At 64.0% G+C, this 13,331-nt stretch carries 14 protein-coding genes; 9 read left to right on the plus strand and 5 right to left on the minus strand.

Going from position 1 to position 13,331, the window contains the following annotated elements:
- Positions 1–4: 4 nt before the first annotated feature.
- The 5 genes from ACQP2D_RS23275 (at position 5) to ACQP2D_RS23295 (ending at position 4,889) form a co-directional block, all read left to right on the plus strand.
- Positions 5–1,468 (plus strand): hypothetical protein, encoded by a 1,464-nt coding sequence (locus tag ACQP2D_RS23275; RefSeq protein WP_433678026.1) that lies wholly within the window; start codon positions 5–7, stop codon positions 1,466–1,468.
- A gap of 9 nt (positions 1,469–1,477) precedes the next feature.
- On the plus strand, positions 1,478–2,524 hold the full coding sequence (locus tag ACQP2D_RS23280) for an asparaginase (protein WP_433678027.1): 1,047 nt from the start codon (positions 1,478–1,480) through the stop codon (positions 2,522–2,524).
- The gene (locus ACQP2D_RS23285; protein ID WP_433678028.1) at positions 2,524–2,982 is read left to right on the plus strand and encodes a PPC domain-containing DNA-binding protein; all 459 of its coding nucleotides are present in this window, start codon (positions 2,524–2,526) and stop codon (positions 2,980–2,982) included. The genes ACQP2D_RS23280 and ACQP2D_RS23285 overlap by 1 nt, the downstream gene beginning before the upstream one ends.
- Positions 2,983–3,435: 453 nt before the next feature.
- Positions 3,436–3,624, plus strand: coding sequence for a hypothetical protein (locus ACQP2D_RS23290; RefSeq protein ID WP_433678029.1), 189 nt, complete (start codon positions 3,436–3,438; stop codon positions 3,622–3,624).
- Between the two features lie 77 nt (positions 3,625–3,701).
- Positions 3,702–4,889, plus strand: a complete 1,188-nt coding sequence (locus tag ACQP2D_RS23295) for a helix-turn-helix domain-containing protein (RefSeq protein ID WP_433678030.1) — start codon at positions 3,702–3,704, stop codon at positions 4,887–4,889.
- On the opposite strand, the gene ACQP2D_RS23300 is transcribed toward ACQP2D_RS23295, so the two are convergent.
- Positions 4,870–6,174 carry a serine hydrolase domain-containing protein gene (locus tag ACQP2D_RS23300; RefSeq protein WP_433678031.1) on the minus strand — a complete coding sequence of 435 codons (1,305 nt, stop codon included), beginning with the start codon at positions 6,172–6,174 and terminating at the stop codon, positions 4,870–4,872. The two genes, ACQP2D_RS23295 and ACQP2D_RS23300, sit on opposite strands and share 20 nt — an antisense overlap.
- Before the next feature lie 795 nt (positions 6,175–6,969).
- Between ACQP2D_RS23300 and ACQP2D_RS23305 the strand changes: the two genes are divergently transcribed.
- Together ACQP2D_RS23305 and ACQP2D_RS23310 are read left to right on the plus strand one after the other, a co-directional pair.
- The gene (locus ACQP2D_RS23305) at positions 6,970–7,440 is read left to right on the plus strand and encodes a hypothetical protein (RefSeq protein ID WP_433678032.1); all 471 of its coding nucleotides are present in this window, start codon (positions 6,970–6,972) and stop codon (positions 7,438–7,440) included.
- Positions 7,441–7,443: 3 nt separating this feature from the next.
- Complete coding sequence (locus tag ACQP2D_RS23310) at positions 7,444–7,998, plus strand: DUF4254 domain-containing protein (protein ID WP_433678033.1); 555 nt, start codon at positions 7,444–7,446, stop codon at positions 7,996–7,998.
- Between the two features lie 153 nt (positions 7,999–8,151).
- On the opposite strand, the gene ACQP2D_RS23315 is transcribed toward ACQP2D_RS23310, so the two are convergent.
- The 3 genes from ACQP2D_RS23315 to ACQP2D_RS23325 form a co-directional block, all read right to left on the minus strand.
- Positions 8,152–8,784, minus strand: coding sequence for an ankyrin repeat domain-containing protein (locus ACQP2D_RS23315; protein WP_433678034.1), 633 nt, complete (start codon positions 8,782–8,784; stop codon positions 8,152–8,154).
- A complete protein-coding gene (locus ACQP2D_RS23320) occupies positions 8,781–9,947 on the minus strand; it encodes a hypothetical protein (RefSeq protein ID WP_433678035.1) in 1,167 nt (388 codons plus the stop codon). Before ACQP2D_RS23320 ends, ACQP2D_RS23315 begins: the two co-directional genes overlap by 4 nt.
- A gap of 717 nt (positions 9,948–10,664) precedes the next feature.
- Complete coding sequence (locus tag ACQP2D_RS23325; RefSeq protein WP_433678036.1) at positions 10,665–11,495, minus strand: hypothetical protein; 831 nt, start codon at positions 11,493–11,495, stop codon at positions 10,665–10,667.
- 129 nt (positions 11,496–11,624) lie between these two features.
- Here ACQP2D_RS23325 and ACQP2D_RS23330 point away from each other — a divergent pair, with 129 nt between their 5' ends.
- Complete coding sequence (locus ACQP2D_RS23330) at positions 11,625–11,954, plus strand: hypothetical protein (protein WP_433678037.1); 330 nt, start codon at positions 11,625–11,627, stop codon at positions 11,952–11,954.
- 59 nt (positions 11,955–12,013) lie between these two features.
- On the opposite strand, the gene ACQP2D_RS23335 is transcribed toward ACQP2D_RS23330, so the two are convergent.
- Positions 12,014–12,649 carry a DUF7341 domain-containing protein gene (locus tag ACQP2D_RS23335; RefSeq protein WP_433678038.1) on the minus strand — a complete coding sequence of 212 codons (636 nt, stop codon included), beginning with the start codon at positions 12,647–12,649 and terminating at the stop codon, positions 12,014–12,016.
- Positions 12,650–12,794: 145 nt separating this feature from the next.
- Between ACQP2D_RS23335 and ACQP2D_RS23340 the strand changes: the two genes are divergently transcribed.
- Positions 12,795–12,968, plus strand: coding sequence for a hypothetical protein (locus ACQP2D_RS23340; RefSeq protein WP_433678039.1), 174 nt, complete (start codon positions 12,795–12,797; stop codon positions 12,966–12,968).
- The last annotated feature ends 363 nt before the right edge of the window (positions 12,969–13,331 follow it).

The following is a 13,331-nucleotide window of genomic DNA, read 5'->3' on the forward strand; positions in this document are numbered from 1 at the left end:
CATCATGATGGTGGGTCGGGAATGGACCGGGTTCGAAGCTGCTGCACTCCAGGCCGTCACTCGTCAATCGGTCCGCGAATTTGCCAGCAGGCTCGGTGTCGACGCGAAAACGGTCAGCAACTGGCGCTCTCGTGGACGGTCGGTTCTGCTGCGCCCGCTCACCCAGCGGCTACTCGACACAGAGCTGTCGCGGGCGAGCGCTGGCGAACAGGCCGAGTTCCTCCGGGCAATCACCCGTCCGACCGTTATCCCCCTTGCTGTGACCTCTGGCGTCGAGCCGAAGCTCTCCGCGACACCCCGGTCGGGAACCGAGCACATCTCGCTTCTACCAAACGGTACAGGCGCATTGAGCGTTCACACGCCACCAGGGCGGTACTTCTCCGGTTCCGTCACTCCGGCAGTCGTATTGCCCGCGAGATCTGACGGTGATCGCGTCATTGCCACCTTGAACGCGGACACGGCCAGCGATCTCACATTGCACCGTGCCCAACGCAGCATCGTGATCGCAACTGTGAACACGGACGTGGGAGCCGCCCTCTACGGCCTGGACCGTCGTCGAGTTCGTGCCCGGCTCGCCGCTTCGAATGACGGTGCCCCACTACTGGTTCCGCCCGCCTACCGCCTCGACGATTTCACCATGGCCATCCTCTGGGCGGTGACGAACCTCGATGACGCTCTGCTCGATGACGATGGAGAATTGGCCGCCGCAACACCGCGGTTGGCCACCCTTGATGGGCAGCCACGCTCGGTCGCCGGTTCCGACCTGGCCGGAGAATTGTCGGCAGTATCTCAGATGTGGGTCGGTTCGGATTTCTGCGCCCGCCACATCCTGAGCCATGCCGACCAGCTTTCCGAAGCCCCCACGTTCTGGGCTCGAGAACAGCGCGGTGAAGAAGCCAGCACGTGGCTGCTTTTTGCGCACAAGTACCAGTACCTCCAGCGCACCGCGACAATGTTCGCCAGCGGAAAGACATTGACCAGAGCGTTTTGTATCCCACCCACGGCGGTATCGGTGTCCGGCGTGCCCGAGCGGGTGCTACTGCTGCTCACCACCGCCCTTGTTGAGTCGTTCGGCATTATCGTCGCGGTCTGCACCGAAGCTGAATACACCGCAACGCCGGGATTTGTTCTCGACCACGCACACCGCGCGATCGTCGCCACCTGGATCAACACCGACCGCATGTGGCATGCCGACGTCACTGATCAACGCCCAATCTTGCGCGAGTTCAACGACGCCGCAGGATGGGCACGCAGCCACTCGATCCTCGCCGCCGCCACGCCCGCGCTGCGGCTTCACGCGCTGGCCGACTACCTCGAGCTGGACTGGTCTTGGCTGACCACGCGTGCAACTGAGCTCGCCGACTGCGGAACATCTGGGTTCAGTCAACCCCGTAGCCGTCTGCTCTCACTGGTCGGCCTGAACCGTGCATGCCGATTTCTGGCCAACCTCGCCGGACAAGGTCGTTAGGCTGCCGGAGTGCCCACGGTCCAAACTCCTGCCCATGTCACCGTTTTCGGTCTCGGCGGCACCATCGCCATGACGACCGCCCCTTCCGGTGGTGTCGTGCCCGCCTTGTCTGCGAACCAACTGCTCAACGCTGTCCCCGGTGTGACCGACACTGGCATCACCGTTGACGTGGTGGACTTTCGCCAAGTACCAGGCGCATCGCTGACTATCTCCGATATCACCGCCCTCGCTGCAGCAGTTCAGGATCGGCTCGCCGATGCCGATGGTGTGGTCGTCACCCAGGGCACCGACACCATCGAAGAGACCGCGTTCCTACTCGACCTTCTGCACACCAGTGCTGAACCGGTTGTCGTGACCGGCGCTATGCGCAACCCGTCCCTTGCTGGTGCAGACGGACCTGCCAACCTACTCGCCGCGATTCAAACCGCAGCAGCGCCGTCGACCCGCCACCAAGGATGCCTCGTAGTATTCAACGACGAGATCCACGCCGCCCGACGCGTCCGAAAAACCCACACCACCAGCACCGCCACCTTCCAGTCGCCCAATGGCGGCCCCTTGGGCTATATCGTCGAAGGACACCCTCGCCTGCTCAACCGGCTCACCCACCGCTTTACGGTTCCAGCTAAACCCGGCGACGACTCCCACGTCCCGATTCTCACCATCACCCTCGGCGACGACGGTTTCACCCTCCATGCACTCGCTGACCACATCGACGGCCTCGTGCTCGCGGCTGTAGGAGCTGGCCACGTTCCCGCCCGCCTCGTGCCCACTCTCGAAGCGCTCGCCACCAAGATCCCCGTCATCTTGGCTTCCCGCGCCGGTGCCGGCCCCGTGCTCGAATCCACGTACGGATTCGCTGGCTCCGAACGAGATCTGCTCGCCCGCGGCCTGATCTCCGCCGGGTACCTGGATCCGATCAAAGCACGAGCCCTCCTGCACACCCTGCTGTCCAGCGGCACGGACAAGCTCACTATCAACGCCGCGTTCGGAGCCGCAGGTGGTTACCGTCGCGCCGAAACCTGGCCCTGGTCAAACGATTCCAGCAAGGATCACTGATGCGCTCACACGAACTCACACTCGGTCGGTCCTTCGGCGTCACCTTCGACCACGGCGACGACTTCTACCCCGCGCTCGCCCAGTTCTGCCACGACCATGACATCCGCGGTGGCTACATTCCTTCGTTCATCGCAGGATTCAGCCAAGTCGACCTAGTCGGGACATGCGATGCGCTCGAGAACCCGGACGCACCTGTCTGGTCCCGAGTCCACCTTCGCAACGTGGAAGTGTTCGGCGGCGGCACACTCGCCTACGATCCCGAAACTGACCAAATCCAACCGCACATCCATGTCGCGGTCGGCCTCAAGGAATACTCAGCCACCGGATACACCAGCCACCTGTTAGGTGCCAGCATCCAGTTTCTCACCGAAATGCTCGTCATCGAGGTTGCCCACCCACACATGCGACGCATCCCACAGGCCGAATTATTCAACGTTCCGCTCCTACAGTTCGAGTAGCGCGACTCCATCTTTTGGACGACCTACACGAACGGCTCGCTCCCCTCCAACGCGATGCACACATGCGCCACCTCGACCACCGAATCGCATCCATGCCTTCCCTGACCACAACCACTACGAGACATCGACTGGGCCGCCTTACGCAGCCGATACTGAGGAACGCGACTTCTATTGTGGCGCTGCACCAATGGACACGTCACCGCGATCTGGTCACGCGGCGAACTCCGGTCCGAAGCTGAGGCTTGTTCGCCACATCAGCGTACGTCGGTGGCTGAATCCGCCGCGATTTGAGAAGCCAATAGACCTCAACGCCACCCATCCCCGCCGACCTTTCGCCCAGCGTCGACCACGAAGCCGTCAACTCCGCACAAGTCGCTGGTATGCCCGAGCTCCTGCGAAAGCTGTTGAACGATACATGCTGTCGCCGAGTTCGAAGCCCAAGCCGCCGTCGAGGTGGTCGGTGCCCGCGACGCCGACCGCCTCGAATGTCAGTTCCAGGCGCTTGAATATCGCGCCGCGGGCAACACGCTCATGCAGGAATGGATCATCGACTCCCGTTCCCGGCTGAAGACAACTACCGCGATCCGTATCGCCGACGCGGCCCTGACCCTGACCACCTCGCCGTTGAAGTCGCGTCAATGAAGCCCGGCAGTGCACGCCGACCGTTGTCTGCCGCGAGATCGCTGGTCAACCGGATTGTGTGAGGCAATAATTGCCTCGTGCGACCGGCCCCTTGCCAATCCGATCCGCGGGTAACCGCGGAAGCGCTGTTCGGTGCCGAACTGCGCGCCAGACGTAAGGCCGCCGACCTTTCATTGCGGCAGTTGGCACCACTTGTGCTGGTCAGCCACGATCTGCTGTGGAGGATCGAGACAGCACAGCGTCGGCCGCATCCCGACCTGGTCGACCGGCTCGACCGAGCCCTCAATGCCGGCGGCCAACTGAACCGGCTCGCCGCCCCTTTCACCGATATCGTTCTTCGACAGCCTCGAGATATTTCGTTGGAGCCAGACCTCGTTGGACCGTCGCTTGGTGATCTGATCAGGGAGGTTCGCATGGCTGACCACACAATGGCAGCCAAACGCCTACCCGAGGTGGTGGCCCAGGCGAAGGCCGCCGAGAAGTTTGTATCTCGGGTGAACGAGCCGCAGAGGGCGCAGTTACTGCGGAATATCGCTGAAGCACATCAAATCGCCGGTTGGATGCTGTTCGATCGAGGCAGCGTCTCATTAGCCGAGGACGCGTTCGCCAATGCCCGGCGGACGGCAGAACGCATCGGCGCAATGGACCTGATTGCGTTCGTCGGCGGCCCGAATGCCGCCTTCATGAGCACTTGGAGCGGAGATCCAGCCCAGGGTGCCGAGCGAGCCTATGGGGCGATGTCATGGGCCCGGCGCAGTGGAAATCGCCGCTTGACAGCGTTCGTGGCCACAATCGCCGCGCGTGCACACGCGAGAATGGACGAAGCTGACCTCTGCACCAAGATGCTCGTTGAAGCCGAAGCGGAACTGTCCCGGCATCAGCCACAAGATCCCGACCCTGTCTGGCTGGACGTGTTCGATGACGCGGCGTTGGCTGGACATCGCGGTTCGTGCTTATTGGATCTCGGGCAGCCACGGCACGCCGTCGAGTCTTTGCGTGAGCAGGATTCGGCCAGCCCAGTGGTCTTCCTGCGCAATCGCATTATCTGGCAACTAGAACAAGCCGAGGCGCAATTGCAAATGGGTGAGGATGAAGCCGCAGCGGCGGCGGTGAATCATGCGGTGGATGGCGTAAGTGCCGGTTCGGTTACTCCTCGGGTCGCGCGCATGTTTCGTTCAATCCTTCTGAAACTGCGTGCATCCGGCGCTACCGCAGTGTCACCAACTGCTGATCGGTTAGAGGTCTTCATCGGGGCATGCGTGTGAGTGGGTAAGTCGCCCAACGCATCTCGATCCCTGTGCCGGAGTCCACGACAATCAGCAACTCGCCCTGCAACCGGCCTTCAGCAGCTCGGAAACGACCGGGCCCCTCCGGTTCGAAGCGGGTGTCGCTGGCGACCGGGTCGTCCGCCAGGCTCGCATGCAGGCCGTCGCGCTCCCACCGGAACACCGTTTCGTCGGCTTCAGACCACCAGCTGCCCAGCAGCGGACGGATCTCCGGTGGACACGACACCGGCTGCCATTCGCGTGGCGGTTGGGTTGGCTGGGATGCGATAGCCTCGCAGAGGATTTCGGCGGCAAGGTCGCCAGGTTTGATTCCGCGAGTGGCGTTGGTCAACGCGACCACCGTCACTCCGGTAGCGCGGTCCAACATCAGTGCGGACTGGAAGCCCGGCATCGCGCCGGTGTGCCCGGCGAGGACGCGGTCGCCCCTGCGTTCCAGGATCAACCCGAGGCCCCAGCCTTTGGTCCATGCTCCGGTGTCAACCATGACCTGCAGGGTGTGCATGCTGTCGACGACCGATGCAGGAAGAACGTCGGGTTCTCCTCCGGCCAGCGCGTGTCCCCAGCGCAGGAGATCGCCTGGCGCGGACCACATTTGGCCGCCTACACCGATCGAGGCTTGGTCCATTATCGGTTCGCGATGGACAGTAGCGATATGCGGATCGAGCCGGTAACCGATCGCCGCATCCGCGGGCCGTGCCCAACTCGTCTGCGAAAGGTTGAGCGGAGCCAGCAGTCTCTGCTCGATCAGCTTCTCGCATGGTTGACCACTGACATTTTCGATGATCTGGCCGAGCACGGCGTATCCGAGGTTCGAGTAATGCCATCGCTGTCCCGGATCGGCGACCAATTCAACATCCTGAAACGCGTCGCGAAGTTCGGCGCCTGTCGGTCCTTGCATACTTTCCCACATATCCACCGGGGCTTCGCGTTGCAGCCCACTGCTGTGCGACAACAGCATCCGAAGTGGCAAATGTCCGAATGGCGTGCCGGGTAGATAGCGATCGACGGTGACGTTCAGGTTCAGATCGCCGCGGTGGTCGAGCAACAACGTGACCGCCGCGGTGAACGTTTTCGTGATCGACCCGATGCGGTAGATGCTGTCGATCGTAGCTGGCGTTCGGTTCTCGACGTCCGCGTATCCGGATGAGGCTGCCGCGAATGGAACGCCCTCGACGCCCACCGCGACGATCAAGCTCGGTATCCGTGCGGCGGTCTGCGCCTGTGCAACCTTGGCCGCCAGCGCCGTCTGGAAGTCGGTGTCCATGCGCCCCTTTCCTTCTTAACCAGCATCCCACACCCTCGGCGACACCTTGTTGACAAAGTTTCCGTCCACAGCAAAGTCCTTCCACACCGGTTTTCCGCAGACCAGGGTGAAATCAGCACCGCGACCGTCGGTCCGTTTCACCTTCGACATGGCGAACTGACGAACTCTGTCCGATCGAAGAATCGGACGACAGCAAAAACCACAGCCGTGTCGAAAGGGGCAAACCGTCGATCGCTGGTGCCTCTGATCCGAGGAGGCCCGATGAATGACATCCAAGAATCCGATCTCCCGATTCCGTCCGATGGGCAGATGAGGTAGTGGGCATGGCGATCGAAGACGACGAGCAATCGTTGATGACCAGCACCAGAACCCGCCATCAAGCGAGGAGCGTCGGCCATGGCGATTGGGTAGTGAGTTTCCTGCCTGGTCGGACCTTCTCTCAGGACCAAGCCCTCGCCGCGCTTCGTGCCGCTGATGAGTGCGCCGCGATGCAAGCGTGCGCGAGTCTCCTAGGCCTGACCGCGCTCGAGCTTGCGGGCATGGCAGCAACAGAGTGCACCTGGCCGCCGTCTGAGCGATCGCGATCAGGCCAATTGCATATCCATTTCTGGAGGGGGACTTCCCAATGATGCATGGGCGGGCTTTGCTGCGCGTGTCGGGTATCGCGGCGTTCAGTAAGGGCGCAGCACGTGGGCGGCGTGATGCTGCAGAGCAGGCGTGGAAGCCCATACGGTCGCGATCAGTGCAGCTTTCGGTGGTCGGTGAACCGCAAGGCCGTCATCGGAGGAGGCGGTGATGTTCGAGAGCTGCCACAGCGTGGGCGAAGTGGCCCACGTGTATCGCGGGTTGGGGTTTGCGGTGTCGTGTTCGTTCGACCGTGTGTCGTTGATCGCGACAACGGCGTTGGGCGCAGTGTCGATGTCCGCTGGTCTCGGTAAGCAGGTGCGTGAGGAGCTGGTCGAGAAGACGCGGTGCATGTCGGTGCCGGTCATCAGCTACGCACGACCGAATCGTGAGTGGGTTTTCCTGGTCGGCCCGGCGTGGGGCGGCAGGGTCGGTGTTCACACTCTGGCCCAGTTGGAAGAGCGTGGCGTGCGGATCCTGGAGTCCGGCGAGCGGGTCTGGCTTCCGATGACCGACCACCCGACTGCGTGGTACTGGGTATCGCAGCCGTCGACTGCACATTCGTTGCCGTCGCGTACCAACGTGATATCCGCTGCCCGTCGGCTGCTCGGCCCGGTCCAGCCAGCTGTGGTGTGGCGGTGAGCTATGCACGCCATTCCAGGTCCGGGAACGAGCGCAGGGGTTTCGGCCGGTCCCGAACCCGGCGCAGTACCGCTGTTCCTGTCGGGTGAGGCGCTGTTGTCGGCGATCCGGGGGCATCACATAGGAATCCATCCACTGGCGAAGTTGGCGCACGAGTTCGGTCTGATGTATCAGCAGCGTCTGACCACCTTCGGAAATGAGTGTCGTTGTCGCAGAGATGAACTCGTACTCGCAGTTGATGTATGGGTTGCCGATCACCTGCCGGTCCCGCATCCGGCCGCGACCATGCACACCGAGACGTTGGGGACGGTGATAGCCCGTTTGGCCGAGGCCCAGGTACACGCCTACCACCTGCTGATGACGATCGATCCCGCCGACCCGGCCGTGCACGCGGCCTGGTATCAGCTGGCCGAGCTGGTCGACGGCTACACCGATCTGACCACCGACGTCGCACAGCGGGCGCGGCGACTTCCTGCACTGGAGGATCACTGGTGCCGCTCGCCGGACTCCCCGACAAAGATGCGGTGCTGGCCGCCTGCCGAGGCTTCCCCAACCTGACCGACCATCCGATGTTGGACGCGGCCGTGGTCGTACACCCGGGCGACAGCTTCGGCTATGTGGATCGGTCCAACGCTCAGCAGGCGTGTTGGCATCGGCCCGCCGGTGCACGGCCAGGTCTCCTCCCGATCGAGTGGCCGAGAAGGCCATCCGTCAGGAAGGTTGAGCACGGATGGCGCGCAGCAGCGCCGTGATCTCGTCCGCGGCGGCGGCGTTCTCGTCGGTGCGCTCCGGCAGCCGTTCGAGCGCGCGTCGATAGTCGGCGTCGGGGGTGTTCGGATTCGCGCCCGCCGCGAGCAGGGCCCGGACGGCGGCGACATCGTGTCGGCGCACAGCCAGCCCGAGCGGGTTGACCCCGTCCAGCCCGCGCGGGCGTTCGAGCGTCCCACCGGGACCGCACAGCAGCACCAGCTGGATGAGTTCGGGGTCACCGGTTTCCACCGCGCACAGCAGCGGCGTGTCGCCCTCCGAGCCGACCGTGTCCATGGACGCGCCTGCGGCCGCCAGCAGCCGCACCGCCGCCCACTGCTCGCGGAAGAACGCCATCAGCAGCGGCGTGGCATCACGGTCGCCATCCCACCCGTCGACGTCCGCGCCATGCCGGAGGAGCAAGACGATCACGTCGATCGAGCCGCCGTCCTCGAGCTCCTCGAGCGCAGCGTGCAACGGCCGCCAGCGGGGTGCACGGTCCTGGAGACCGTTCGGGTCCGCGCCCGAGGCTAAGGCCGCGACGACCCCGGCCACGTCGTGGTCGGCGATAGGCGCGAAAAGGTCTCCTGCGGTCATTGATTCGCCATCGGATGCCCCGGCGCGCAATTGACCGCCTCGAGCGCGAGGCACTGATTGATCGCATTCTGGATTTCGGCGATGGCCTGCTGATGGCGGGGGTCGGGTACACCGCCGAAGCACCGGTTCTGGATGTCGTTGCGGATGGCCAGGCAATCCCGCAGCGCCTGAATTCGCAACCGGATCAACGAGCACGGCATACGGTCGAGCTTCTTCGGGCTCACCTTGGACGGACTGCAACTCTGCCCGGGAATGCGCCCGCAAATCCTTTCCTTCTCGGCCTGCACCCGGTCCAGTTCCTCGTTCTCGCAGGTCTGGTTCGGGTATCGGCGGGTGGATGTCACCGGAGCCGTGGTCTGTGTGCTCGTGGTGTTCGCGGCGCGCACCGTATCCGGGTGGCGCAGCAGGATATAGCCGGCGCCGATCGCCGCACCCGCCGCGATCAGCACGACCGCGCCAACCACCCATCCGGGTGGCCCGGTGGCCGCCTCGATCTCCGCACCACCTGCCGCCTCGATCGCCAGCAGCCCCTCACCAGCGCTCATCAGCGTCGCCCCCAGCGAACCGCCCTCGACCACGGCCGTGCTCGTCGCCGCGACGCCCTGCGCCGCCGCGATTCCCTGCGCGGCAGCAATGCCTTCGCCCGCAAGCGCTTCCGAGGCGAGCAGCCCCGCCGGAACGCTCGAGCTCGCACCCGCGCCGCTGACGCCGACCATTCCGGCATAGGCCACTACCGGCGCGGCCCCCGCCAGCGCTGACGCCGGAATGGCGCGCGACAATACGCGGTTCATCGCCAGGTTCGTAGTCGGGCGCTGCGCGTCGATCTGCGCCAGCGTCGACAGCAGTTCGAAATCGACCGCCGAGACATCGGCGCCGGGGCCGGGATCGACTGGCGGGCAACTCTGCGTGCTCGGGTCGCACACTCGCTGTACGGTCTCCGCCTCGCGATCGTGCTCCCGCTCATTCTCCGAGCATTCCTCACACGGCGTCGCCCCGCACCGCTGGACCGTGACCCGCCCCGCCAACAACTGAGCGACCGCCGCATTCCCGGCGGAGCGCTGTAGCAGGGCGATATTCCCCGGACCGGGACTCCCCGCGGACGTGCGCGAGTGCCACGCCGTACGCACCTGCGCAGTGGTCTCGTACTTCTCGGCAAAGCGCATCGGTGGCCTCCGCGGCGAATGAGCCTGCGACCGCTTCGACCGCACCGAATCGCGGTCGACGCAAGCGTGATCGATCGTACGTTCCACATGCCCCGCACAACCCGATTTGCCCATACGGGCAGCCAACCCTGCCTCTCCGTGCAGGAGCGACATCTAAGCGTTCGTTCGCGGCGGATCAGTCCAGCACGTTGCCAACGATTGTTGCCGAGACTCGAGATCTCAGGGCACTGGCTAATGCCTTGTCGGCCAACACCATCGCGACTCAGCGCCTGCGGTACCTGTACTCCGTCGACACGCTGGTGACGCCACTGGACGACAAAGAGAAGGCAACGACGATCGGCGGATTCTCAGCGAATGAGAAGCCCGGCCCCCGCTACACCCAGTACGCCGACACCTGCCAGATTTCGGTCTCAACCGATCCGCAACCGCCGGTCCGGTCAAGAACCGAGACCTCCACACGCCCGAACGGAATATCAACATCATCGAGGTCCGCGTCGACGGCGGCGGCTGCGACAACGCCCGTGCCACCGCCGAAGAGCTCGTCGCTCTACAACCAGCTTCCCGGGTAGCCGTGGGTATCTCCGCCAGCGCGGCGCGGTGATCTTGCGCCGGGATGAGCTTCGGCCCGACTGCGATCGCGGCGATAACCGAGGCCGCGGTGATCAGTCGCCCCGCAGCAAGTCGGCCTAGACCAGTCGGCTTCTGGTCCGCATCTGATCAGTTCCGTGTGCTGGCGATGTCGATCCGCACGTTGTCTGCTCGAGGGATGACAAAAACCCTGTCTCGGGTCGCTTTCCACTGTTGGGGGATAAGAAAGTAGGCGTCGGGGGTCCGAGCCAGCAGCCGCAGTCCGCTGTAGGCGTAGTGGAATTTCTCGCCCTGGGTGGTGATTTCACCGACCTGTGCTCCGGTGCCCTCGATCGCGAGTCGGTCTGTGCTCAGGAGCAGGATCGAGGGCTGGCCCGGGAATCCTGCCTGGGCCAGCCCGCTTGCGTCCGCAGTGCCTCGCTGGCCTGCGTAGGTCCCGATACCCCAGAAGGCTCCCGCGAAGCCCAGTGCGAACAGTGCGACCAAGACTGTCGCTGTGGCTGATCGCGGAGTATTGCGGCGCACGGAACGGCCGGAACCGATCAATGCCGGGTAGTTCGCTCGAAGTGTTGTGGCGTAACCGAGCAGCACTGCACCCGCCACGAGAAACGCCGGTAGATAGGTAGTCCAGGGCGAACCGACGGTCGGGGCAAGCAGCCACACCGATCCCGGCACCACAGCAAGCAGCGCACCCACACACACGGTGGCCCAGTACCAGCGGCGAAGAGTGCGCCGTGGGCGGTGAGTTCGCATGGCGATTACCAACGGGAGTCCTCGGGCGGAGACGAGCCCCATCACGACCAGCAGCGCGATTACGACGGGCCAGAAGGTAGAAGTGAGGCTGCGCAGCGTGTAGTCCGCTGTCGAGAACCCCAGCAGGCCGACATCGATGCCGAAGTACTCGTACCAAGCGCGGGCGTAGGCCAAGCCGAAGTAGTAGAGGACTGCGCCGAGAACCACTGTCTGTGAAGCAATCGCCCCTGCTAGTGACAGGGCCGATGCCAGTGGCGCCCCGGGTGTCCGGGATGTTGCGGATACGTTCACTGGATAACAGGCGGCGAGGTCGGTGTCGGTGTCACCGTCGTGGTCGTGGTCGTGGTCGATGAAGGCTTCGGGGTCGTTGGACCGAACGTTGTGGTGAACGCGGAGGTCGGTGCCAGTGTCGCAGTGCGCGGAATAACCTGGGTGGACCTGGAATCCGACGGCGATTCGGTATCGGGCGACGAGGTCGATGACGACGGCGTGTTGACACCGGTCTGCTCCGGACCGCTAGATGAGCATGCGGCGACGGCTGGGACAACTAGCAGAGCGCCGATGAATCCGATTAGTCGAGAACAGATCTGCATCATAGCCACCCCTTTTGCATTCGTTCTGGAAGAGGATTCTGTCATGCCCACTGAGCCAGGAGCGCTGGACTGATCAAATCGTCGCCGGCGGTTCGCGGGATTCTCATCGTCGCGCTCGATGTCCGCCTGGGGTTACTCCAGGACGCCCGCAGGAAGTTCGCATCCGAGTGCGGCGGCGAGGAGGCGGTAGTGGGTAGGTGCCCACTCGGTGTGGCAGGACTGGCAAATACAGCCAGCGGCGGTGATCTGGAGGGCGGCTTGGCGGACGGGTTCGCCGCTGGCGTCGGGGCGATGGACGATGCGGACCCCGCATGCCGGGCAGGCGGCGACGAGTTCCCAGCGGCGTGCCGGCTCGAGTAGCGCCCGGCCGGACACTGTCCACCGTTGGAGTTCACCGATCCAGATGCGTAGGCCCTCGCCGTCGGCTGCTGCCCATGGCGTGGCGGCGAGTTGGTTGAGTCGGCGCACGGTATCGGGCTGGCCGTTGTCCTCGCCTGCGTCAGGACACCACGCGGCGACCGTGGTGTCGACCGCGGTCAGCCAGTCCAAGCCCTCGACCCAGGCAGGTGGAAGGCTGCGGGGGCGAAGTGTTCCGCCGTCGCCCAAACGCGCGGCGAGTTCGGCGCGAATCTCAAGGTAGACGCTGTCGCGGTAGCCGTGGCGGGTGCCCTCGCTGAAGGTGTGAGCTTCGTAGCGGTGGCCGATGATCTCGTGCACAGCATCTTCAAGGTCTCGACTGATCTGGACTACCTGCTCGACACCAACCATATGCGCGAATCCTCTTGGGTCACCGTTAACACACTACTTCTCTACTGTAGCGCGCTTCAGTAGAGAAGATGAATGTGCGACATGACTCCCGCTACGAGAGAAGAGTCCAGCGCACATAGGCCGTCGATATACGTTGCACTCCACCATGTTTCACCCGCTGCCCACGAATCCGTCAGCTAGCGCGGTAGAAGTCGGCTTGCAGCGCGGCGAGTTGTGCGTGCTGCTGAGCGCAACCCTGTTCGACCCAGCGCTCAAGCACCGCAACCACTTCGGCTTCGTCGCTCAGGTAGCAGAAATTCCTGCTCTGCGCCGGATCTAGCCCGAGCAGTTCCCCGGCTAGCACCGGGATCGATCGCAGTTCACCCCGCCACGACACCAATCCAGGTAATGGACCCCACACCGCCCCGCTGAGCTCGACAGTCCAACCAGCCACACAATGAGCCACACCCTCGGCTCGATCCTCCCGCCATACGGACTGGTCGTGTAGATGCGGCTTGGTCCGCAGCGTGTTCAGAACGCGCGAGGCGAGCGGCAGGTTCAATAGGAGCGGTCTTCGGACTAGCACAACAAGTCCCATCTAGCCGAGTCGGTTCGGTGATGGCCAGTCGACCGGCTGGAGTCTCCCGAAAATTCCGCACTGCTGGCAGGTTTCGGACTTCCAAACGGTGCCGCGAGAGCCTCA

The sequence above is a fragment of the Nocardia sp. CA-119907 genome (assembly GCF_050955995.1).
GTDB lineage: Bacteria > Actinomycetota > Actinomycetes > Mycobacteriales > Mycobacteriaceae > Nocardia.